The organism is Bariatricus sp. SGI.161 (assembly GCF_050313695.1).
Classification (GTDB): domain Bacteria; phylum Bacillota; class Clostridia; order Lachnospirales; family Lachnospiraceae; genus JAFBIX01.
Genome location: NZ_JBNPLX010000012.1, coordinates 68,951 through 91,593, shown reverse-complemented (window position 1 = coordinate 91,593; position 22,643 = coordinate 68,951). Strand labels below are relative to the sequence as shown.

The window sequence follows — 22,643 nt, the reverse complement described above, 5'->3', positions numbered from 1 at the left end:
TACAATATTTGATAAACTGCCCTATCGTTTACATCAATTTCGATTTTTCTATAGTGAACAAAGTCGCGTCACCGGAGCCGATATGTATGGACTTTCAATCTTTACACTTTACTATAAGATAAAGGTTTTGCCGTTGTGGCAGATGACTCGTTTCTGAATCTAAGCACGACAAATAGACCTCATTTCTGAGGCTTTTCAAAAAATATGAATATCAAGCTTTAAATACGTAGTGGTATCCGCTGTTGTGGTTTTCCAAGGTGTCCGCCACAGCATTTACAGACAGTAACCTTAATACCGTAGAGGGTTTCGAGCATCTGTGGAGTATCCAGGTCTTTCAGCCGGGAAAGATACTGTTTGCAGCCAAGGAGATTCCGACATAATGTCAGATGTTTGGCTTTGGTTCTGGTACATAGTAACCCATAATGCCTGATTCTGACAAAGCGTTTAGGAGGCACATGCATAAGAAACCGGCGAATAAATTCAACACCGGAAATGGTAAATTCCTTCCAGTTGCCTTCTTCTCGGTAGTCTTTGACATAGTAAGTAACTGTATCTTCATCCATGCGGATGATACGATGGTTGCTGATGGCAATCCGGTGGGTGTATTTCCCAAGGTAGTTAATAACGGACTGTGCACCATTAAAGGTTTTCTTGCAGTGGGGAACCCAATCCTTTTCATAGCAAGTATTTAGGAGTTCCTTGAAAGCATAATGGTTGCGGTACTTTTCACTGCTTCCGTGAAACTGAAGTTTTCTCTCTTCCCAGAGGGTTTTCAGTTCATCCAGATATTTACCCCGAAACAGTTTTGATAACACTTTTACCGGAAGAAAGAATTCTTCTCCTTTATCACGCCATTGATTGTTGGAAGTCAGACCACCACCGAGTAGAATGACATGAATATGGGGATGGTAATTCATTTCAGAGCCCCAGGTATGTAACACGCAAATATATCCAATCTTTGCTCCGAGATATTTTGTATCTTCGGTCAGCTCATTTATAGTTGCGGAAACAGAATGATACATTGCATCATATAGAAGCTGCTGGTTGCTGTAGATTAAAGAATTGAGTTCTTGTGGAACAGTAAATACCACATGAAAGTAAGGAGCATCCAGAACATCCTCACGGCGTTTGTCAATCCACATTTCTTTTGGCAGTGCCTGACACATGGGACAGCATCTGTTACGGCAGGAATTATAATGGATTTGCAAGTGGCCACAGTCCTCACACATGCTTACGTTGGCACCATAAGCACCGGTTTTGCAGTTGATGATGCAGTTTGCAACTTTGAATTGCTGGAAGAAGGTGTGTATTTATCAAGGTATTCAGGATAAAACCGTAGAAATATATCCTGTACAGTAGGATGCTTCATTATGAATCCTCCTGTATATCAAAAGGACTTTTAATGCCAAGTAAAGTTTTGTTACTGACATGAAGATAAATCTCGGTAGACTTAGGATCCAAGTGACCTAACAATGCCTGAATATATTTAATATCACATCCGTCTTCCAGAAGATGACTGGCGAAGCTGTGCCTGAATGCGTGTGAAGTGACATGCTTAGGGATTCCGGCTCGTTCAGAGCTTCTTCTTAATACTTGATTTACCGCAGAGATATCCAGATATTCTCCGGTTGTCTGACTTGGAAAGAGGATATTTCTGGGTCTTTGGCACTGAAACCAGTACTGAGTCAGAATGTCGAGAGTGCGGTCAGCCAGAATGGTGTATCGGTCCATTCTGTTTTTGGTATTGCGGATGTGAATGGAATGATTGCTTCGAGATATATCATCATAATGCAAGTGGGTTGCTTCAGATACCCGAAGACCGCCTGAGTACATAACAGCAAAGATGGCCTTGTACTTCAGGTTTGTGGTGACATCAAGAATGGCATTCACTTCTTCCCTTGATAGAACCGTAGGCAGGGAACGATCACGTTTCATTCTGGGAATTTCATCTTCGTCCCAGTTGAGTTTGAGTACCCGCTTGTACATGAAGCGTAAAGCACCATAGTAATGGTTGTAGGTTTCAGGTAAAATGCCCATCCGTCTTTTGGTGGTCAGGTAATCATCCGCATCAGCTACAGTAAGTTCCTGCCAGGGTTTACCGGTAGCATTCAGGAAAGGGCTAAGGGCGTGACAATACGCCTTTGTAGTGGATTCCTTAAGATTCTTTTTCTGTGCAGCAATAGTTACTAATTCAAAAATATCTTCGTACATAAAATAACCTCCATGAAATAAAAGTAGTAATAACAACAGTAACTACCCATCATGGAGGAGCATTTGCAAAATAAAACTGCTTGTGAAAGCAGCCTGAAGGTGGTATCATTTTCATAGGCAGTTGTTGGGACTAAGCCCGTGTTTGAAGTTTGTTATTGGTGGTGCTTTAACAATACTATCTTGGGACGATCTGTCACTGCCTTTTTTGGAAAAAGTAAAAAGCTGCGCCACAGCCTTGGCAGGCCATCGCGCAGCGATTTTGTTCAATTTGAATTTAAAGAGGAGGAATAATGCAATGAACTTCTTTGAAAATACTCGTAAGCCACAAGGCTTCGGCGGAAAATTGATGACGAAGATGATGAACATCGGTCACGCCAAGTTATCACAATGGGGATTCTCAAATATCTCAGTGAATCCGGACGCTGCGGTACTGGATGTTGGTTGCGGAGGCGGTGCAAATATTGTAACCTGGTTGGGTAAATGCGGAAATGGACATGTGACAGGAATGGATTATTCGAAGGTCAGTGTGGCAGAATCTCAAAAACTGAACGCCACCGCCATTAAACAGGGGAAATGTTGCGTGGTTCAAGGTGATGTATCTGCTATCCCTTTTCCTGATGCGGTTTTTGATTATGTTTCTGCTTTTGAGACAGTTTACTTCTGGCCGGGATTGAAAAAATGTTTTTTTGAGGTAAATCGAGTTCTGAAAAACGGAGGGACATTCCTGATTTGTAACGAATCTGACGGAACGAATGACGCAGATGAAAAATGGACAAAGTTGATTGATGGTATGAAGATTTACACATCTGATCAACTCATTGCTGCTTTGAAAGAAGCAGGTTTTACAGAGATAAAAACGTATTCAAATACAAAAAATCATTGGATAAGTATTGTTGCAACGAAATAGCCAATTTTCAGTTTGTTGAATTAAAAATGAAATAAAGTTCCAGTAATCATAGAGTGTATGGATTCAATTCCATATGCTCTTTTTCTTTACTTAATTTCAGGAAAAATGTAGAAATCTAATGTTACGAGTTTCTTACGAGTGGCATTAAAAAAACTCGCAAGAAAAAAAGTAAAAAAATTTGCTTTTGACCACTGTAAAACATGCTCTGAGCGTTTCGTTATATGAAGGAATAATTTTTCTTTCATATTTCAAAGAAAAGAGGATAAAGAAATGTCAGAGAAAAGATGTTATACAGTTCAAGAGTTACAGGAAATCTTAGGAGTCAGCAGACCTACTATTTATAACCTTTTAAAGAAAAAGGAATTCCGGTGGATCCAGTTGGATGGCGGAAAGTATCGTATCTCAAAGAAGAGTTTCGATGACTGGCTCGATAACTTGGAACAGTAAAAAACAGGGTGTTGATCAGGCAGATTTTGTCTGCAATCGACATCCTAAATTTTTATCTGGATTTGAGATATGATATAAGAAAAAACACTAACACTAAAAAAGACAGGAAGTGAAGAATAAATGGCAACAGCAATTATGAAACAAAAAGAAGTTCCGGAAATGGACGATGTTGAAGAGATCATTTCAAAGATATCAGAAGACAGTCCTTACAAACGGCGTCCGACACAAAAGAGAATCTGGATGACCGTGCCGGAAATGGGAAAGCTGCTGGGATTAAAAAAGACAGATCGATACTGGCTGGTGCATAAAAATGTTTTTGAATCTAAAGAGATTGCCGGAAAGATACGAATCAATATTGCCAGCTTTGAAAAATGGTACGCCAATCAGATTAAATACCATAAAGTTACCGGAGAAGAACCAGGGAAAGAATTGAAATTCTGGTCCTATTCCGTTAAGGAAGTTGCGGATCTGTTGGGTGTTGATGATTATCTTGTTTATGATTTACTCAAGAAAAATCAAATGGAAGCTGTTATTGTCGATTACTGGAAACGAATACCAAAAGAATCTTTTCAGAACTGGTATAAAAGCCAGTCCCGGTATCGAACAAAGGAAGACAGAGAAAAAGACGCTCTTCTGGAAGATGCAACAATTACGATGCCTGAGATGGCACAGCTGCTTGGAACAACCAGAAGCGCAGTATATACAATTCTTGATAATCCAAAGTATAGTCATTTTTTTGAATTCATTGTGATTGCAGAAAAGAAAAGGATCACAAAAGAGAGTTTTCAAAAATTCCTGGAAGGTCAGGATCGGTATAAGTTGGATCCATCGAATGATTATGAAGAACTTGCACAGGAACAAAATATTGCCCTGGCTAATTTCCGGCGGAAGAAATTATCACAGACCGGAATACGAGGAAGCAATGGAAATATAAAGTATCTTACTTTTGATGAAGCTTCCTATCTGGCAAAGGTCAGCAGAAGCATGATCAACAAGTGGGCGGATAAAGGAAAGTTCACAGTAATAAAAGTTGGCAGTCGAGTTAGGATCCGTCGGGATGAATTTGAGGACTGGATGGAGCAAAGAGATTTGGAAAGGAGTATGCAATAATATGGCATCTATAAGAGAACGAAACGGAAAATTTAATGTAATCTATTCCTATACGAATGAAAAAGGTGAGAGGAAACAGAAATGGGAAACCTATGAAACGAAAGCCGAAGCAAAGAGAAGAAAAAAAGAAATTGAATATAAAAAAGAGATGGGATCATTTGTCGTTCGTAAATGCAAAACACTGGATGAGCTTATTACAGAGTATGTTGCACTGTATGGAAAAGAAAACTGGGCGCTTTCTACATATGAAGGAAATGTCTCTCTTATCAACAACTATATTCTTCCAATCATTGGTGATGCAAAGCTGTCAGAGATTAATACCCGATTCATCGAAAGATATTATCAGAGTCTTTTGAAGAGGCGTGCTGTTATCAATCCATTAAATAAAACCAGTCGAAATGAATTTGTATCGTCCAGTACGGTCAGGGATGTTAATAAGCTGCTCAGAAACTGTTTTGAACAGGCAGTGAAATGGGAACTGATGGAGAAGAATCCCTGTACTCATGCGACTGTACCAAAACATAAATCCCAAAAAAGAGACATCTGGACAGCGGATACATTGATGTATGCGCTCAGTGTCTGTGAAGATGAACGATTAAAGCTTGCAATTAATCTATCTTTCTCATGTTCCCTGCGACTTGGTGAGCTGCTTGGTCTTACCTGGGATTGTGTAGATATTTCTCCTGAGGCAATTGAAGAAAACCGTGCATATGTCTTCATCAACAAAGAATCACAGCGTATAAGAAAAGAATCTTTAAATGCATTGGATGGGAAAGATGTGTTGTTGGTATTCCCGACAAATCATAAGAAGAATTCTACGGTCCGTATTCTGAAAACACCAAAGACAGAAAGCAGTGTGCGTAAGATATTCTTACCAAAGAGTGTCGCTAATATGTTGGTAGACTGGAAAGCTGAACAGGATGAAATGAAAGAAATCATTGGTGATGAATATATGGACTATAACCTGGTTATGGCAAGTACCTTTGGGCTTCCTCTTGGTGATGGAGCAATCCGTGGTCCTTTAAAGAAACTGATTGAGGACTATAATCTCCCACCGGTTGTGTTTCACAGTTTCCGTCATAGCAGCGTTACTTATAAGCTGAAACTGAATGGTGGGGACATCAAAGCGGTACAGGGTGATTCCGGTCATGCTCAGGTCAATATGGTTACGGATGTGTACTCTCATATTCTGGATGATGACCGAAGGAAAAATGCAGAGCTTTTTGAAGAAGCATTTTATGAGAAAAAGAATCTGGATCCACAGATGCATGTACAGCAGGAAAATAATAATGCAACTGTTGCTGATGAAGTCGATTCGGAACTTCTGGCAAAAGTGTTGGCAAATCCAGAGATGCGGGCATTGCTCAATTCACTGGCGAAGACGATGAAGTAATTAGTCTATCTCCATCATATCTATTGGAATCTCCATCATTTGATGATGGAATGATGGAGATTCAGTTACAAAAAAGGTTACAGATATTTTTACTGAATAAAATTTGCCAGTCAAAGACGCATGGACAAACCGTCTCGTATGCGTTATATTATTTATAGACAAGAAAATATCTTGTGCTTTCGATAGGAAGTTTAATTGAATACTGTTTACCATGATCGAACGTACGAAGCATGGTGGTCATATAACAGATATCGATGGTAATATCAAGGCATTCCCCAATTATTAGCTGGAGCAAACAATCAGCTAACTTTCAGAGCTTTACAGAGCTTGACAGAGGGGGTATTCAGAATAACTCAAATTGAATCGGAAACAGTTTTTAATAGTGTCCCATATGGGTTTACCTTACCTCAGATTGACAGAGAGTGACAATAGGTTGGAGCTCTCCTAAGCGGCAGATTGTTCGATTCCTTCGAGCCTTGAAAATTGCATAAAACTTATAAATGTCTCAGTAGCTCAGTTGGATAGAGCACACGCCTCCTAAGCGCTAGCTGTGGGTTCGATTCCCGCAGGGGACGGTTACTAAAAAAGCGGTAATGATTAGCAGAAAATGCTATATCATGAGCCGCTTTTTTCTTTGTGATGAAATAAGAAAAGACAAGCAGGGAATGAATTTCCAGCTAATTTGAATTGATTTTCGTTAGCTGGCAGCTAATCAAAAATGCTGTTTTGCAAACAGGAAAAAATGGACTTCCTGCTAACATCGGGGTTCGTTCCTGTTGAAACCTCAGATTGGGGATGTAAAACAGGGTAAAATGGAGTTAAAGCCCTCGCTTAAAGGAACTTCTGCAAACATCCATTAGCTGAAACAATAGAATATTTCATTAGCTGTAGCTAATGGCAAACGGGATGCTCGTTTGGATCAGATTCAAATATAAGAATCTAATCTAAACGGGCATTTTTTTGTTTGGATTACAGGAAAAGGAGGAGTTCAATGGCTGGAAAAGGAAACGAATCAAACAGGCTGTTTGAGGATGAGAAAGTCATAGAAATTGAGATTGAAAGACTCAGATATTTTAAAGACCATCCTTTTAAAGTGACTGATGATAAGGAAATGAATCTCCTTAAGGACAGCATCAAACAGTACGGTGTATTGAATCCGCTAATTGTAAGGCCGGTGCCGGATGGAGTTTATGAAATTATCTCAGGTCACAGAAGAAAATATGCGGCTCAGCAACTTGGATACAGGAAGGTACCAGTGATTATACGGGTAATGAACGATGAGGAAGCCATTATTAAAATGGTGGATGCTAATCTACAAAGAGAACGGATCAGTTACAGTGAGAAAGCATTTGCATACAAAATGAAAAATGATGCTATGAAAAGAACTGCCGGAAGACCGCGTAGCCAAATTGACCACAATTTAAAAGGTAAACGAACGGTAGAGATTATTGCTGAGGAAACCGGTGAAAGCCCAAAGCAGGTCCAGAGATATATTTCTCTTACGAATCTGATTCCAGAACTGTTACAGCAGTTGGATGATGAACTGATCTCGTTCAATCCGGCTGTCGAACTGGCAGCTTTAAAAGAAAATGAGCAGAAAGAATTGATCGAGGCAATGGATTATGCCCAGTCGATTCCTTCTCTCTCACAGGCGCAACGGATGAAGAAATTGAGTAAAGAAGGAAATCTGTCTCTGGAAAAGATGCAAGATATTCTGAGTGAGGTCAAAAAAGGGGAAATATCAAGGGTCACATTTACAAATGAACAGCTTCACAGATACTTTCCAAACAGCTATACACCGGAAATGATGAAGTGTGAAATTATCGCAATCTTAAAAATATGGATGGAACAATACTGGGATAAATGAAGACCCATCTGTAAAATGTCAAGGATGGATATATCTGAACTGTCGCCCGAAAATGTTCATCGTCCACCGTTTCAGTATCAACATCAATTCCAAATTGGTCAATCACGTGCATCATCAAATTGTTATCACACAATAGGGAAACTTCAGCAACCTTGTCAGCTCCGTACATTCTGAACACTTCTCCGGAATACTTAGAAGGATCAAAGTCTTCCGGAATCGGAACAATATCATCCGACAGGATCTCTGGGCAGGCATTGATTCTGTCCACGCGAAATGCGTTAACTTTCTGTCGGTCATCGTAAAATCCGACAACATAGTAATAATTACCATTCCAGATCATTGTGTATGGGCTAATGATATACGGCTTTCCATCGTGTCGCAAGACTCTGTTTTTATTCACATCGTAGTTGAACGACCCGCCAAAAGTGGTGCATTGTTCAACTATGGAATACGAAGTGCCATATACAAGCACTGTTTTGATGGAAAAACTCGGACTTAAGTCAAAGGAAACTTTTCGCAAAAATTACATGAATCCGGCTATGCAACTTCAGTTGGTACAAATGACAATTCCAGAAAAACCGAAAAGTAGAAACCAAAGATATATAAGAAGAATTGATCATCGGTGGGATAATAGTACTTGTAACATCTCGTTCATAGAGCAGATTCGGAAGAATGGATTTATGGGATATTGATCTACAGAGCCTGCCACCGGCAGCTTCTTCCGAACGCATGGCGATATAGAAAAGGCAGTGAATCAAAACTGATTCACTGCCTTCTTTGTTAACGGCTGATAACTTTAACAGTTGTATCGGCATGATCATCTGTTAGTGCAAATTTATCTTTCAGGCCTTCTGTGATATAGACTTCACCGGAATCCGTTACGAAGACCGCTTCAAAATTATTACTCTTTCCCCAGAAATCGGCCGCTTTTTCAAGACCCATAACAAATAATGAAGTGGATAACGCATCGCAGGTTCCGCCATCATCGCCGACAATTGTCACGGAACAAAGGCCGCTGTCTGCCGGATGTCCGGTTGCCGGATCCATGATGTGCCAGTAGGTGTGCCCATCCTGCTCAAAGTAGCGTTCATATCCGCCGGAGGTAATGACGGCCTGGTCTGTGATAGAAAGAACCATCATAGGCGTATCGCCATTCGGATCCTTGATTCCGACTTTCCATGGAGAACCGTCGGGCTTGGAACCGATTGTCTGTACATTTCCGCCAAGGTTTAAGAGTGCGGATTTGACACCGTTATCGCGAAGATACTGGGCAGATTGCTGACCGGCATATCCTTTGGCAATGCTTCCGAGGTCGATGGTCATTCCGGAAGGAATGGTTACGTTGCCGGTTGTCTTATCAAATTCCACCTTAGTGTAATCTACCATAGGAAGTAATGACTGGATCGTGGATTCATCCGGTACCTGGTAGTCACCGGTGGTAAATCCCCATGCCTTGACGATCGGGTAGATAGAGATGTCGAGTGCACCGTCTGTCTGGGTACACATTTGAAGTGCCTTCTGCATTAAGTCAGAGACATCGCCGGTAAGGGTTCCGGAACCGTTCTGATTGATATGATATATCTCACTTCCGGAATCTGTGACGGATACTTTCTTTTCAAGATCCGTCAGTACTTTCTTTGCACCTTTTAGTACTTTTTTATCCCCATATGCGCTGAATTTGATGGTAGTATCCATAGCAAAAAAATCAATGCTTTCCGGTTCGCTGGCTGTACTTTTTGAGGTGTTTTTTCCAGCGCCGGAAGCACTGGAACATCCACACGCCAGATAGGCAGTGATCAGTATTATTGATAAAATTTTCTTCATAACAAAATCTCCTCAGACTATAATTGATGAAAAATTTTCAACAGTGTTAGTTTGGATTGACATGGCAGGAAAATATTGGTAGCATTGTGCTACCTAGGTTAGATTCACCTAACAAAACTATCATTTAATATACCATGAAAGGAGCGGGGGTTCAATATCTAATTGTTATTGAGATGGTAGTGAGAATGGAAAAAGAATGTAAAAATACTAACGAGGAGGAAAATATGAAAAAGAATGTAAAAAAAGTAATATCTTTTATTCTGTCCATGCTGGTTATTATTTCTACAGCAGTTACGCCTGCGATGGCAGCGGGGACAAAAGAGGCACCGACAGAAGTAAAGAGCGTTACGGCCAGTGGTCTTTGGACAACAGTTTTAAATCTGGAGTTTGAAGATACAACCTGGATGGATAATATTAATAAAGTAATTGTAAATGATAAAGAATGCAAGAAAAGTACAATCAACAGTTTCTCGAGTGATACAAATATTTGGGAAGTTGGCAGTGCTACGGGTGCATATGGAAGTTACAAAACATTGAAACTGGCAGTTCCGGATGGAAAATTATGGACAGTTAAGGTTTCGGCAGACGGATACAAGGATCTGACTGTTAAAATTACCAAAGAAACAGTAAATTATACAGATACTTATAAAGCGGAAGTAGTTTCAAATTCTGGGGAGACAACCAATAAGAGATATACTGCTGACGTGACACCTGCAGTAAATGGTAAAATAACACTTAATGCCGCAAAAGATATAAAAGAAGGTGACACAGTTACCGTAACAGCAACTCCGGACGAAAATTATGAAGTAGTTGCAGTCACTGTAAAAGGAGTAAGTGGAAAATCTGTTGATGTCCAGAATGCAGAAGGAATTTATACATTTAAGATGCCGGCAGAAAACGTAACTGTATCAGCTACATTTAAAGAGAAAGCTATAGCCGGAAATAAAAAAATTGAAGTGAGTCAGGTTAGCATCAACAAAGATCTTTGGGGAAGTGACTGGGAATTCACTTTTAAAAATGCTGAAGATTATGTAAGCGCGATCACAGATGTAAAAGTAAACGGAACTTCATGGGAGGAAAAATCTTATAGCGTTTCGTCAGGCGGCCAGTATTATAAAAATACCAGCAGCAATAAATTAGTCTGTGCAGCAAGAGAGTACAGTGCAAATCCGACAATTCCGGTTCTGAAAAGTGGTGATATCATTACCATTACAGCAAATGGATACGAGGATCTGACATTCAAACTTGTTATCAAAGATGACAATGCGTCTCTTGTAGAAGACGATGGACAGGGAGATCCATATGATCTTCATGTAAAGATTGATGGTTCGTTCGAGGCAGCTATTGTAGGACAGAAGAACTACGATGGTGTATCAAGTGCAAGTGTCGGAGGATCATCCAGCAATAAGAACAGCTCAGTAAAAGTGTATGGCGCCCTTGTGAACAAAGGAACAGAGCCTGCAGACAATGACTGGGAAGAGCTGGATAACTTATCAAAGATTAAATTAGACGGAAGTAAATGTAAAGTAGATATCGTTCCGGACACAGCAAACGGAACTCCTGCAGACAGCGACAGCGGTATGAAAGGTGTTTATATGACGATCAGCAGTAATCTGACACTTAACGGAACACCGAAAGATGCGGGGACATATCTGGTCTCAGTATCCATTACCGATGATCAGGGACGAACTGCAGTCAGCAATACACTGCCGTTCAGAGTTTATTCAGGAGATGAAACTCTTGCAGAACGTCTGAAAGAAGAGAATTTTAAGAAATATGACAGCGGATTGTATGCATGGGATATCATGGAACCATGGGCAATCAGCAAATTCGGAACGAATGTAGAAGGTGAAGAAGAAAGCGTACGCGTGCCGGCAGGGTTAGAAGCCTGGTTCGGTTCAAAAGAGAGCGGTACATATGGCTATCTGGGATACGATCTGCCGTGGAAGAAGGTGATGAGTGGAGATATCCCACAGACACTTTATATTCCGAATGGATGTAATCTTACATTGACGAATATGGAAATTCTCAGCAGTGTACGTATTGTAGTAGAAAACGGCGGTAAGCTGACATTGTCAGATTCAGTTGTTCAGGGAATTATCGATGTCCAGAGCGGCGGTACATTCTCTATGAATTATGACGCTTATAAGAATGCATTTACAAAAGGTTCTTCTATTTGCGGACAGCTGCGTCTGGCAGATGGGGCAATATTAGAAAATGCAGCTATCTATTCTCGTGCAAATTATCTGGCAAATGGGGATCGGACAGACCGCAACACATCAGAACCGGTTGTAACAGCAACAGGTAATGTGACGATCAAAGGTCAGGTATTTATTAAAGGTGCCGGAGATGGAGACGGAATCGGACAGACAGCACTTCGCGTAGATGGAACACTGCGCCTGGCAGACGGGGCAATACTGGTTACAACCGGCGGAGAAGGTATGATCAACGAAAATGACGGTGGAACTGCAATTGATATTAAGAGCGGAAAGATTACCGGAAATGGAAAACTTGTAGCTATTGGTGGTAAGACATTCTGGGGAAATGGTGGAAATGCCGTAACCGGAAATGGTACGATTGAGACTGCATCAGCATTCCTTCAGGGAGCTACTGCAAGTAAAGCAAAAAACAAAGAAGCAGGAAAAGCAATCGGAGATAACATCAGAGTTATAACATCGGATCGTTATATCAAAGATGGAGAAGTAAGCGATAATTACGGAACAGATGATGCTTTGAGCGGTCTGTACTGGAAAGAAGGAATTGACGCAACACCACCGTTAGACAAATATGTAACATCAGAAGTGGAAAATATTCTTTCATTAGAAGGTACACTGGATAAGACTTATGACGGCAAAGCCGTAAATGGTCCGGTTGTAAAAGCAGGAGATAAAGTACTTGCAGAAGAAACAGATTATACACTGACTTACAAAGATTCAGAAGGAAATGAATTGTCAGAAACTCCGGTAAATGCAGGTACGTATACAGTAACAGTTAACGGTCTTGGAACATACGCAGGCATGAACCTGAACGTAACATTTACTATCTCGCCAAAGGCAGCAGAACTGACGGTTGTAGCAGATCCATCTTCAGCAAAATATGATGGAAAGAGCAAAACTCCGGAAGTTACAGTAAAAGACGGAGATAAAGTACTGAAAGAAGGAACAGATTATACACTTTCTTATGTATATGGTGAGGATGCCGAGACAAAAGATTTCGCAGGGGCAGAATTTGTAAAAGAAGGAAATTACACAATAACTGTAACTGGTATCGGAAACTATGAAGGATCAACAGGAAAAGCAGTATTTACGATCAGTAAAAATAATTCTGCATCTACAGATCCGACAAACCCTTCAAATCCAAACGGGGATAAGAACGTTACAGACAAAAAAGTAAGCAATAATACAAATAATGTTAAACCGGTTGTAAAGAACGTTGTAGCAAAGAACAACAAAAATGTTCCAAAGACAGGTGATAACGCAAATGTATTACTCTGGATCGCGCTTGCAGTTATTTCTTGTGGAGTACTCGCAGGAGTAGGTGTAGCAGTCAGAAAACGAAAATAAGATTATAAATCATATAGCAGAAAAGGAAGCATTTGGAGTAGGATCCAGATGCTTCTTTTTGTTATACCAAAGTATGCATGAAAAGCTGTTGGTGGTAGCTTTTGCAGAGGGTTAATGTGTTATACTATATATTGGTTACCAACATTAACCGGCAGAAAAAATTTTATAAGTTAGTGTGAAATACGGAGGCGTAGAATTGAGCTATAAAAATAATCGTGAAGTTAAGACGTTTCGTATCTACCATTTCAAGTAAATCTGGGATAAGTTCTGTCAATCGGATGAAACGTTAAATCTGTTTTGAACTTTCTCCCACCTGTTGAGCTAAAATATCTCTTGAAACCATTCCCGATAAATTCTGGTCATTTTGACCAGAATTATTTTTGGATGGTCTTCCAGCTTGAAGTTTCATTGCTTCCAGCTTCATCTTATAAGCAAATGCCTTTTCGCTCGGAAGCAGCTCCTCCCTCTGAATATTGGCATCCACCATAACAATCACTGCATCATCGTCCGTCATTTCCCTGACGATTGCCGGTATGGTTACAAGACCTGCTAATTGAGCTGCGTGCATTCTCCGGTGTCCGGAAATCATTTCATAACCATCATGATCATCAGGACGAATTAGAACAGGAGTAAGTACACCATTTTCCCGGATACTTTCAATCAGATCCTGCATTTTTTCATCATCAATCACTTTAAATGGATGTCCGGCAAAAGGATGTATTTTATCAATCTCAATCTCCATTGCAGACTCTTCATTTACAACTCCCAATAGTTCATCAATACTTGTCAGTTTGATTTTCTCACCGCTTCTATTTTTCATTTTCCAAAACCTCCTGTGTAAGACTTTTATATGCGTTGGATACTTTACTCTTAGGGCAGTGGGCATAAATGCTGATTCCCTCTGCACTTGTTTCTGCCGCTTTTACGGATAAGGGTATTACATTTTCAAAAATCGTAATCTTTGATCCGTATGTAACATGAAGCATCGTTGAAATATCCTTTGCGTAATTTGTGCGGAAATCTACCATTGTCAGCAGAATTCCCATGATCTGCAATTTCCTGTTCAGCCTTTTCTTTACCATAGAAATGGTTTTGATCAACTGCTGGAGACCTTTCACCGGCAGATATGCTGCCTGTACTGGAATCAGCACTGCATCCGAAGCAACCAGAGCATTGATCGTCATCATTCCAAGGCTGGGCATACAGTCAATCAAAATATAATCGTATCGTTCTCTCATCATTTCTATATAATCTTTCATGATCATTTCCCTGCTCATCACATTTCCAAGAGTTACTTCCAGGGCTGACAATTCAATATTTGCCGGTAACAGATCCACATTCTCTTCATGATGAAGAATTCCATCTTCCGGTTTTATTTCTTCCTCATTAATAACTGCCAGCATGATTGTTGCCAGGGTAGTACCAAGATCATCCGGTTCCACATACCCCAGACTGGCTGTCAGGCTTCCCTGGGGATCCGCATCAATCAAAAGCACCTTTTTTCCTTCTTTCGCCAGCCCGATTCCTAAGTTTACTGTTGTCGTTGTCTTGCCGACACCGCCTTTTTGGTTTGTAACAGAAATTACTTTACACATCGTTCATTCCTCCGTTTCTTATTTATAGACTCTCGGAATCTCTGAGCCGCATAAATAATGGCTTTCAGAGGTCCCATTTTTTTAATTCCCCCACATTTTCTACAAAAAACAGTTGACATGAGGGTAAAAATGTGCGGCGCGCCTTGTCGACTCCACCTCGCCAGAGGCGGCGAGGCGCGCCCTTCAATTAAGAAGCAAATACGCTCTTGATTGGAGGTGCACACTTTGAAACCTGTTAACATCGGCGGACATCCCGCCTATCAGGACCGTGTCCTGACTCAACTCCGTAAGTATTATCCAGATGCAGATACTTCCTTTGATACTGCTACTTGGAAAGTGATGGAACAGTTCTGGAACCTGGATCTTTCACCTGTGGATCAGATCATGCAGGATCGTTATTCCGTGTTCGGCCCGGAACCAAGGCTTCCCTCCGACATGCTGCGTTCTTACCTGCTTTCCATGAAGTTCAAGGTCACTTCCCTTACTTCCTGGGCTTCTTCCCTGAAGCAGAATTATCTTTTCGCTATCCTCTCCGGCTTTATGGTCGGTGACACACCAGGTGTCGGAACTTTCTACGACTTTACCCGGCGTCTGTGGCTCTCAGATAAGAACAACATTTCAGATCCGCTCCATCCTCCAAAGGAGAAGCCAAAAAAGCCGAAAAAGAAGGGTGAAAAAGCTTCTCCGGTCGAGAAGGTAACGGTGTATGACCTTTTGGCAAAATTCGAAATTGAACCACCCAGGGATTTCTCTCCTGCTAAACGTCTTTTTGATATCTTCTGCTCCCAGTTTCTGGATAAATCCGTTAAAAGGGGGCTGATTGACCTCAATAATCTTGCTGTCGCTGGTGATGGAACACCTGTTTATACCGGCGCACGGGAACGAAAAACCCGCACCTGTGATTGCCTTGAAAAAGGGATCCGCGACTGTAAATGCAACCGCATTTATCACCAACCGGACTGTAACATCGGCTGGGATTCCCACAGAGACCGTCACTATTTCGGATATGATCTCTACATGCTCACTGCCTCCGATTCGGAATGCGATCTCCCTGTGTTCCCGCTCCTGGGGCCGGCTTCCCGACATGATTCACATGGATTTCTGTATAACTATTTCTCCATGCAGCAGTTCCTTCCGGAAGCCCATGTCACCAAGCTTTTGCTCGAATCGGCACATGACGCCATGGCCTACTACGAATACTGCCGTGACCATGGTATTCAGCCATTCATTGACCTGAACGGAAAGGGCGGGCGTCCACCGGTTTATAAAGATGACTTTACGATCGGAGACGATGGTGTCCCCATCTGTAAAGAAGGTTTTCGAATGCGCCGGGACGGCACAGAAACTGCCAAGGGGCGAACGAAATTCAAATGTCCTAAAATCAGTTTTGCCGGAGGCTCACCGACCTGCACCTGTGAACACCCCTGTTCGGATGCTATATACGGCCGTACCGTTCATCTTGTTCTAAAGGATAATCCAAGGCTTTTTAATGACCCGCCCAGAAGCAGTAAGGAATGGAAGCTGGAATACAACGCAAGGACGTCATCCGAGAGGTGTAATAAGCGAGAAAAGATCGACTATAAATTAGAAGACGGCAGACACCGGTCATCTAAGATGTGGTACTGCCGCCTTTTCGCCATCATGATGTGTCAACATCTTGATGCATGGGCTTTGCCAAAATCGTCCCGCCTAAAAGACCTTTTTGAGCAAGCCGCTTAACTGAATAAGCAATACCAGTATAATCCATTTCTGACGCATGGTCTATTAAAGTGCGCCATTTTTCAAATTTTATTACACGTCTGTACTGTTCTGGATAATATTTACTTCTCAAGGTTCATCCGACCGATGAATCATGGTCGGCAGGTTAAAGATTCCGAGAGCCTATCGGAATCTTTCATCACATTGTGATGCCAACATAGGTATAAATGGCTGTCCCTTCCATTTGTACTATTGTTGCTGCGACCACTTTTTCACTGGAAGCCAAAAGACATCTGTGATGTCAAAAACGAGGGCATGGGGGCGCTGCAGGTCCAGTGGACCTGCGTTTAGCGCGGACCGTAGTGGAACGAAGACCGGAATCCCCATCAAGATGAAAACCCGTAAGTGTAACAGTTGCCAAAATGGCACTACTGTTAAACACGGGTGGATCTTGCTCTTATTTGTATCCCTCTATATAACGAAACGCTCAGAGGCTGTTTTACAGTGGGGGAAAAGAAAAATATCAAAAAATTGATGAATAAAGATAAGCTTATGGTAGAATGGAAAACTCATTGATAAATACATCTGGCTCTTGGGAAAAAATTTTTTCGAAGAACTATGGGAAAAGGAATTATCCATGGCGGATGTATGTGATTGTGTATGTTGCAGTATTGGTGCTGTATTTTGTAATGAATGGCTTATTGACTTCAAAGCTTAAAAAAGTAAATTTAGCGGAAGTGTTAAAGAATAGAGAGTGATTTTGTTGAAAAAGTGAATAACCATAAGGCTTGTTTCAGAACTCTTATATTGAGAAATTTTGTTCATTTACGGGCAACTGGATTTATTGACAGTTTTGAGAAAAGAGTGATAGTATAACAATGTTATATATCTAATCAGACGAATAAAAGTGGATGTTATAACATCCGCTTTTATTTAGCAACTATGGTTAGAAAAAACTAACTAAAAAGGAAAGAGGTAATATTATGAAGAGTGAAACAAAACTCAAAGGAAAAGATTTAATTAACATTGGTATTTATGGCGCAATTTATTGTGTTCTTTTGACAGCTGTTGCGATGTTGGGCTACATACCGATTATGATGCCGCTGCTAACCATTATAGGACCAATTGTATGTGGTATTCCAATGATGCTGTTTATGACAAAAGTGAAAAAATTTGGCATGGTAACGATTATGGGAATTATCATTGGTGTGTATTTATGGATTACCGGTATGGGATTCTGGCCGGCAATATTCGGCCTTGTTTTCGGACTGATTGCTGATTTTGTTGATAAGAGTGGTGATTATCAAAGCGCAATCAAAACTGTGATAGGAAATGGTATTTTCCATATTCTCCTTTTTGGTAACTTCCTGCCTTTATACTTAAATCCGGATAAATATTTTTCTACAAGACAGAGTTTTGGTCAGGATTATATTACTTCGCTGACAAACATAATGCAGCCGTGGACTGCGCCTGTGTTGTTGGTCTGCTGTTTTGTATCAGGTGTGATTGGGGCACTCTTTGGAAAGAAATTGTTGAAAAAGCATTTTATTAAGGCAGGCATTGCATAATGGGAAAAGGAATTTTACAAACCAGTGTGCAAAATCGAGGGCTTGTACTGGATCCCAGAACGAAGTTGCTTCTCCTTTTTACCATGGCAGTATTTGTCTTAGGCTATATGGGCGGAGAAAAGCTACAGCTTCTGACCCCGATTTTTTGTATTTTACCGGCGGTATTTTTATTAACCGCGAAAAAGTATAAAACTGCGATTGGATATATCCTGATATATTCAGCTTCCTTTTTGGCGTTTGTGTTTTGGGGCGAAAAAACCAGTGGTATCATAAATTTTCTGCTTCTTGGAATATGTGGTATCCTTGCCAGATTCCTGCCTTGTATGATGATGGGAGCCTATATGATTTCCACAACTACCGTAAGTGAATTTACAGCGGCGATGCAGAGGATGCATTTAAGTGAGAAAATTATCATACCACTTTCTGTCATGTTTCGTTTCTTCCCAACAGTTATTGACGAGTTTGCTTCTATCAACGCTGCAATGAAGATGAGAGATATTCGTATTGGCGGAAGAAATTTCTCCAAAATGTTTGAATATAGAATCGTGCCGTTAATGACGTGTTGTGTAAAAATCGGTGAGGAGCTTTCGGCAGCGGCTTTGACAAGGGGATTGGGCGGAACCGTTCATAGAACCAACATATGCAGGATTGGATTACATATACAAGATATTTTGGTGATACTGTTATGCCTTGTACCATTGGTACTTCTTTTATTTCAGACAATAGGAATTTTATGATAGGAGAGGTGACATCATGATTGAGCTAAATAATATTTGTTTTCAATATGCAAATACAGAGGAGGCATCTCTGGTAAATGTGTCACTTCAGATTCCGGATGGACAATGTGTTCTGCTCTGTGGAGAATCCGGCTGTGGAAAAACAACAATCACTCGTCTTTTGAATGGCCTGATTCCACATTATTACGAGGGAGAGCTTCAGGGAGATGTACTGGTAAATGGTTTGAACGTGAAGCAGGAAGAGTTATATGACACGGCCAGAATAGTAGGAAGTGTTTTTCAGAATCCAAGAAGTCAGTTCTTTTGCGTCGATACCACCAGTGAAATTGCTTTTGGATGTGAGAACATGGGATTACCTGAACAGGAAATACGGGAGCGAATGAGACAGACAGTCAGGGAATTGGATATGGAACAATTACTTGACAGGGATATTTTTAATCTGTCCGGTGGAGAAAAACAAAAAGTTGCCTGTGCATCCGTATCTGCACTTCATCCTGACATATTTGTGCTGGATGAACCGACCTCTAATCTGGATGTAAACGCCATAGAGGATTTGAAAAAGACCCTAATGCTCTGGAAATCCGAGGGTAAAACCATTGTGATAGCAGAACATAGATTATATTGGCTGACAGAACTGTGCGACAGGGTAGTTTATATGAAAGCAGGAAAAATTGTCCTTGATATTTCCATGGATGAGTTTAAGAATTATTCAGAAGAAACACTTTCTGATATGGGACTGCGTACTCTGCGTATGAATCTACACAGAGATGTAAAATCGGTACCTGGCAATGTGGAGAAAATGGTACTTCGAGATTTTTCTTTTTCTTATGAAAAAGAAGATGCGATCAATATTCCTGAGATTTCGTTGCAGGAGGGTGCAGTGATTGCCGTAATAGGTCAAAACGGAGCCGGGAAATCTACATTTTCGCGCTGTCTGTGTGGATTGGAAAAGAAATTTAAAGGAAAGGTGATGATTGGCGAAAAGATTCTGCATCGTAAGCAATTGTTGAAGCAATGTTATATGGTTATGCAGGATGTAAATCATCAGTTATTTTGTGAGTCTGTTGAGGAAGAAGTACAGCTTGGAATGGCAGACGAAAATTGCCAGAACGTGTCTGACGTGTTAAAAAGCCTTGATTTGGAGGGGCTTACAGAGCGTCATCCAATGAGCTTATCCGGAGGGCAAAAGCAAAGAGTTGCCATTGCATCTGCAATTCTGGCAGATAAGTCTATCCTTGTTTTTGATGAGCCTACCAGCGGACTGGATTATTGTCATATGGAACAGACAGCCAAGTTAATCACATCACTAAAAGGTCAAAAGACTATATTCATTGTGACACATGATCCGGAGCTCATTATAAGGTGTTGTACTCATATTCTTGATTTGGAGAAGGGAAGCGTTCAAGAGTTTTACGAATTGAATCAGGAAGGGACGGATATGATAGAACATTTTTTCCTTCCTGCCTGCGATTAGTAGTGGAACAGGAATTTTGGAAGGTTCCGGTCTTAACCAGTGCGGATTCTTCACAGCAATTCATAAATCCAGATATACTCAGGCATGAGCTGCAACACGAGGAGCTTTTGATAAGGTATACGAAAGATTGGATGAATGTGGGTTCTTTTGATAGAACATAGCATTTGTTATGATGAAAGGAAGAGTGAAATGGATAAAAAAGAAAAAATATCTGTGAGTGGTGTACCTGAGACCATGCTCCAGACAATGTATGCAAGAGCAAAAGAATCAGAGAAAGAACATCCCTATATTTATGACAAAGCAGCAGTGGAAATCGTGTCGCGGCTGGACTATGATTTTTCCAACGCAGATAAGGACAGTATGATGAGTTCTGGAGTAATCGCACGGACAATTCTGCTGGATGGCATGGTTGAAGAGTTTCTTAGCAGTCATCCGGGTACGATTGTGGTGAATATCGCCTGCGGAATGGATACAAGATGCTATCGCGTGGAAGGACAATATAAGTACTGGTACAATATTGATCTGCCGGAAACTATCGAAATAAGGAACCGTTTTTTGAAAGAAGACGGACCTGTATTCCAAATCGCAAAATCTGCCACGGACGCTTCCTATACAGAAGAAATCTGTTATCACGATGAACCGGTTCTTGTTGTGGTTGAGGGACTCACGATGTATCTGCAGGAAGAGGATGTGAAGCAGATTTTCCATATTGTCTATGAAAAATTTGAGAAGGCTACTGTATTTGTGGAAACAATGTCCCCCTTTGTGTCGGCTCATGTAAAGGAAAAATCCATACAGGGAAGTCAGGCGAAATTTACATGGGGAGTAAAAAACGGAAAAGAACTGCAGAAGCTTATTCCGGAATTTACCAATCAAAAAGATGTGAGTCTGACCGAAGGGATGAAAGTATTTTCTCCTGCTTATAAAGTGCTTGGGAAAATACCGTTTATCCGTAATCTGTCCAATAAAATATTGGTAATGGAAAAGAAGAATATGCCTGGCAACTGAGTTAGATGCAACTAATCTAATGATAGCTACTTTTGGGAAGACTGGATTCATAATTGACAGCATAATATTTGCACCAATAAATCGGAATTTATAGGAAGTGCAGATGAGGCATGGCTGCGGAATATTCCGTGAATGTGTTGAAATCATATCTGGAACGCAAGAATTATACTCATGACTTTAAAGTGATTGTTTGTCCGAACGTGAGCCACTTGACAGGCATGATGCCCAACAAAGAACGGGAAAAGAAACTATATCGGTTGATTCCGCTTATCGGTTTCATGTATAAAAGCTTTGGCAAGCATAAAAAAGGATGCATGGAGGCATTTGCTAAATCTGAAGAGGAAATCATAAACTGGTTAAGTGCTTAAGTTCCGGTTGTAGAAATGGGGCAGTTGGTTTTATTTGTTTGAGAAGAACAGAGATGACAGATGAAAAGGCTACAGTTGAATAAGCAGGGCAAGCGAGATTAATACTTGATAAATTTACTCAATTATCTATCTTGACAATGCCTAATATCAAAGCTATGCTTATAACTGCGTTATATAACACTGTTATATTTGGAGGTAAATGGTGAATCAGGACAATGTAACATCCACACTGGAAAAAATTCATATAGCAGCGAAACAGGAATTCCTGGACAAAGGGTTTCAATTAGCTTCTTTGCGTAATATTGTGAAGTCAGCCGGGGTGACGACAGGGGCTTTCTATGGCTATTATAAGAGTAAGGAAGAACTGTTTGATGCATTGGTAGGCGAACAGGCAGAACATGTTTTAAGTTTATTCGATACAACCCTTGGAAATTTTAACAAGCTGTCGGGTGAAGAGCAAACGAGGAAGATGACGGATATATCTGAGGATGCGATGTTTCAGATGGTCAACTATATGTATGATCATCATGATGAATTTAAATTACTTATTCTCTGTGCAGAAGGAACAAAATATGTAGATTTTATTCATCAGCTGGTACTACGAGAAACGGAATCTTCTTTTGCGTATATTGGAACATTAAAACAGATGGGAATCAAAGTGAAACCAATTAACAAGAACTTGATTCATATTGTTTCCAGCGGGCTTTTTACAGGTGTATTTGAAACGATTGTTCATGATATGCCAAAGGAAGAGGCAAAAGAGTATATACAGCAGTTGCAACAATTTCATACTGCAGGGTGGGAACAGCTATTAGGTGTAAAGTTCGGAGGATAATTATAGATTTGTAAATAGTCTATTCAGAGCCTCATTCG

The 22,643-nt window shown here is 40.6% G+C and carries 18 protein-coding genes and 2 pseudogenes; 14 read left to right on the top strand and 6 right to left on the bottom strand.

All coding sequences use genetic code 11. From position 1 onward, the window contains the following. Positions 1-218 precede the first annotated feature (218 nt). Positions 219-1,369 (bottom strand): annotated as a pseudogene (locus ACQRBH_RS09080) (IS91 family transposase). Further along, positions 1,369-2,211 (bottom strand): tyrosine-type recombinase/integrase, encoded by an 843-nt coding sequence (locus ACQRBH_RS09075; RefSeq protein WP_004452852.1) that lies wholly within the window; start codon positions 2,209-2,211, stop codon positions 1,369-1,371. The pseudogene ACQRBH_RS09080 and the gene ACQRBH_RS09075 overlap by 1 nt, the downstream one beginning before the upstream one ends. A gap of 295 nt (positions 2,212-2,506) precedes the next feature. Here ACQRBH_RS09075 and ACQRBH_RS09070 point away from each other — a divergent pair, with 295 nt between their 5' ends. From ACQRBH_RS09070 to ACQRBH_RS09050, 5 genes are all read left to right on the top strand, one after another. Further along, the gene (locus ACQRBH_RS09070) at positions 2,507-3,118 is read left to right on the top strand and encodes a class I SAM-dependent methyltransferase (protein WP_278999736.1); all 612 of its coding nucleotides are present in this window, start codon (positions 2,507-2,509) and stop codon (positions 3,116-3,118) included. 270 nt (positions 3,119-3,388) lie between these two features. Continuing rightward, positions 3,389-3,565: a helix-turn-helix domain-containing protein gene (locus tag ACQRBH_RS09065; protein WP_003864535.1), complete on the top strand. Its 177-nt coding sequence runs from the start codon at positions 3,389-3,391 to the stop codon at positions 3,563-3,565. A gap of 120 nt (positions 3,566-3,685) precedes the next feature. After that, positions 3,686-4,675, top strand: a complete 990-nt coding sequence (locus ACQRBH_RS09060; RefSeq protein WP_278999707.1) for a helix-turn-helix domain-containing protein — start codon at positions 3,686-3,688, stop codon at positions 4,673-4,675. A 1-nt stretch (position 4,676) separates the two neighbouring features. Next, positions 4,677-6,068 (top strand): tyrosine-type recombinase/integrase, encoded by a 1,392-nt coding sequence (locus ACQRBH_RS09055; protein ID WP_278999706.1) that lies wholly within the window; start codon positions 4,677-4,679, stop codon positions 6,066-6,068. A 991-nt stretch (positions 6,069-7,059) separates the two neighbouring features. Further along, the gene (locus ACQRBH_RS09050) at positions 7,060-7,935 is read left to right on the top strand and encodes a ParB/RepB/Spo0J family partition protein (RefSeq protein ID WP_278999705.1); all 876 of its coding nucleotides are present in this window, start codon (positions 7,060-7,062) and stop codon (positions 7,933-7,935) included. On the opposite strand, the gene ACQRBH_RS09045 is transcribed toward ACQRBH_RS09050, so the two are convergent. After that, positions 7,889-8,335 carry a helix-turn-helix transcriptional regulator gene (locus tag ACQRBH_RS09045; protein WP_418903207.1) on the bottom strand — a complete coding sequence of 149 codons (447 nt, stop codon included), beginning with the start codon at positions 8,333-8,335 and terminating at the stop codon, positions 7,889-7,891. The two genes, ACQRBH_RS09050 and ACQRBH_RS09045, sit on opposite strands and share 47 nt — an antisense overlap. Positions 8,336-8,378: 43 nt before the next feature. On the opposite strand from ACQRBH_RS09045, the gene ACQRBH_RS09040 reads away from it, so the two are divergent. Beyond that, a complete protein-coding gene (locus ACQRBH_RS09040; RefSeq protein ID WP_334303746.1) occupies positions 8,379-8,627 on the top strand; it encodes a Fic family protein in 249 nt (82 codons plus the stop codon). Between the two features lie 88 nt (positions 8,628-8,715). Here ACQRBH_RS09040 and ACQRBH_RS09035 read toward each other — a convergent pair whose 3' ends face one another. Next, the gene (locus ACQRBH_RS09035) at positions 8,716-9,759 is read right to left on the bottom strand and encodes an FAD:protein FMN transferase (protein WP_278999704.1); all 1,044 of its coding nucleotides are present in this window, start codon (positions 9,757-9,759) and stop codon (positions 8,716-8,718) included. 224 nt (positions 9,760-9,983) lie between these two features. Here ACQRBH_RS09035 and ACQRBH_RS09030 point away from each other — a divergent pair, with 224 nt between their 5' ends. Continuing rightward, entirely contained in the window at positions 9,984-13,322 is a 3,339-nt protein-coding gene (locus ACQRBH_RS09030; RefSeq protein WP_427761430.1) for an InlB B-repeat-containing protein, read from the top strand. Positions 13,323-13,533: 211 nt separating this feature from the next. Here the strand turns inward: ACQRBH_RS09030 and ACQRBH_RS09025 are convergent. Together ACQRBH_RS09025 and ACQRBH_RS09020 are read right to left on the bottom strand one after the other, a co-directional pair. Beyond that, positions 13,534-14,142 (bottom strand): annotated as a pseudogene (locus ACQRBH_RS09025) (ParB/RepB/Spo0J family partition protein); the annotation flags it as partial. Then, entirely contained in the window at positions 14,132-14,917 is a 786-nt protein-coding gene (locus ACQRBH_RS09020) for a ParA family protein (RefSeq protein ID WP_278999702.1), read from the bottom strand. The pseudogene ACQRBH_RS09025 and the gene ACQRBH_RS09020, both read right to left, overlap by 11 nt. Positions 14,918-15,142: 225 nt before the next feature. On the opposite strand from ACQRBH_RS09020, the gene ACQRBH_RS09015 reads away from it, so the two are divergent. From ACQRBH_RS09015 to ACQRBH_RS08985, 7 genes are all read left to right on the top strand, one after another. Beyond that, positions 15,143-16,636 (top strand): hypothetical protein, encoded by a 1,494-nt coding sequence (locus tag ACQRBH_RS09015; RefSeq protein WP_427761429.1) that lies wholly within the window; start codon positions 15,143-15,145, stop codon positions 16,634-16,636. Positions 16,637-17,598: 962 nt separating this feature from the next. Then, on the top strand, positions 17,599-18,183 hold the full coding sequence (locus tag ACQRBH_RS09010) for an MptD family putative ECF transporter S component (protein ID WP_427761428.1): 585 nt from the start codon (positions 17,599-17,601) through the stop codon (positions 18,181-18,183). Beyond that, positions 18,183-18,920 (top strand): energy-coupling factor transporter transmembrane component T, encoded by a 738-nt coding sequence (locus ACQRBH_RS09005; RefSeq protein ID WP_427761427.1) that lies wholly within the window; start codon positions 18,183-18,185, stop codon positions 18,918-18,920. The genes ACQRBH_RS09010 and ACQRBH_RS09005 overlap by 1 nt, the downstream gene beginning before the upstream one ends. A gap of 16 nt (positions 18,921-18,936) precedes the next feature. Continuing rightward, positions 18,937-20,394, top strand: coding sequence for an ABC transporter ATP-binding protein (locus tag ACQRBH_RS09000; protein WP_427761426.1), 1,458 nt, complete (start codon positions 18,937-18,939; stop codon positions 20,392-20,394). Positions 20,395-20,583: 189 nt separating this feature from the next. Then, positions 20,584-21,402, top strand: coding sequence for a class I SAM-dependent methyltransferase (locus ACQRBH_RS08995; protein ID WP_427761425.1), 819 nt, complete (start codon positions 20,584-20,586; stop codon positions 21,400-21,402). Positions 21,403-21,512: 110 nt separating this feature from the next. After that, positions 21,513-21,770 carry a hypothetical protein gene (locus ACQRBH_RS08990; RefSeq protein ID WP_427761424.1) on the top strand — a complete coding sequence of 86 codons (258 nt, stop codon included), beginning with the start codon at positions 21,513-21,515 and terminating at the stop codon, positions 21,768-21,770. Between the two features lie 199 nt (positions 21,771-21,969). Beyond that, positions 21,970-22,605: a TetR/AcrR family transcriptional regulator gene (locus ACQRBH_RS08985; protein ID WP_427761423.1), complete on the top strand. Its 636-nt coding sequence runs from the start codon at positions 21,970-21,972 to the stop codon at positions 22,603-22,605. Positions 22,606-22,643 lie beyond the last annotated feature (38 nt).

What these genes read in the sequence shown, in the direction of transcription:
- ACQRBH_RS09020 (WP_278999702.1), bottom strand. Translation starts at nt 14,917, where the DNA reads ATGTGTAAAGTAATTTCTGTTACAAACCAAAAAGGCGGTGTCGGCAAG.
- ACQRBH_RS09040 (WP_334303746.1), top strand. Translation starts at nt 8,379, where the DNA reads ATGGAATACGAAGTGCCATATACAAGCACTGTTTTGATGGAAAAACTC.
- ACQRBH_RS09035 (WP_278999704.1), bottom strand. Translation starts at nt 9,759, where the DNA reads ATGAAGAAAATTTTATCAATAATACTGATCACTGCCTATCTGGCGTGT.
- ACQRBH_RS09030 (WP_427761430.1), top strand. Translation starts at nt 9,984, where the DNA reads ATGAAAAAGAATGTAAAAAAAGTAATATCTTTTATTCTGTCCATGCTG.
- ACQRBH_RS08990 (WP_427761424.1), top strand. Translation starts at nt 21,513, where the DNA reads ATGGCTGCGGAATATTCCGTGAATGTGTTGAAATCATATCTGGAACGC.
- ACQRBH_RS09050 (WP_278999705.1), top strand. Translation starts at nt 7,060, where the DNA reads ATGGCTGGAAAAGGAAACGAATCAAACAGGCTGTTTGAGGATGAGAAA.
- ACQRBH_RS09065 (WP_003864535.1), top strand. Translation starts at nt 3,389, where the DNA reads ATGTCAGAGAAAAGATGTTATACAGTTCAAGAGTTACAGGAAATCTTA.
- ACQRBH_RS09010 (WP_427761428.1), top strand. Translation starts at nt 17,599, where the DNA reads ATGAAGAGTGAAACAAAACTCAAAGGAAAAGATTTAATTAACATTGGT.
- ACQRBH_RS09070 (WP_278999736.1), top strand. Translation starts at nt 2,507, where the DNA reads ATGAACTTCTTTGAAAATACTCGTAAGCCACAAGGCTTCGGCGGAAAA.
- ACQRBH_RS09055 (WP_278999706.1), top strand. Translation starts at nt 4,677, where the DNA reads ATGGCATCTATAAGAGAACGAAACGGAAAATTTAATGTAATCTATTCC.
- ACQRBH_RS09000 (WP_427761426.1), top strand. Translation starts at nt 18,937, where the DNA reads ATGATTGAGCTAAATAATATTTGTTTTCAATATGCAAATACAGAGGAG.
- ACQRBH_RS08985 (WP_427761423.1), top strand. Translation starts at nt 21,970, where the DNA reads ATGGTGAATCAGGACAATGTAACATCCACACTGGAAAAAATTCATATA.
- ACQRBH_RS09075 (WP_004452852.1), bottom strand. Translation starts at nt 2,211, where the DNA reads ATGTACGAAGATATTTTTGAATTAGTAACTATTGCTGCACAGAAAAAG.
- ACQRBH_RS09060 (WP_278999707.1), top strand. Translation starts at nt 3,686, where the DNA reads ATGGCAACAGCAATTATGAAACAAAAAGAAGTTCCGGAAATGGACGAT.
- ACQRBH_RS09005 (WP_427761427.1), top strand. Translation starts at nt 18,183, where the DNA reads ATGGGAAAAGGAATTTTACAAACCAGTGTGCAAAATCGAGGGCTTGTA.
- ACQRBH_RS08995 (WP_427761425.1), top strand. Translation starts at nt 20,584, where the DNA reads ATGGATAAAAAAGAAAAAATATCTGTGAGTGGTGTACCTGAGACCATG.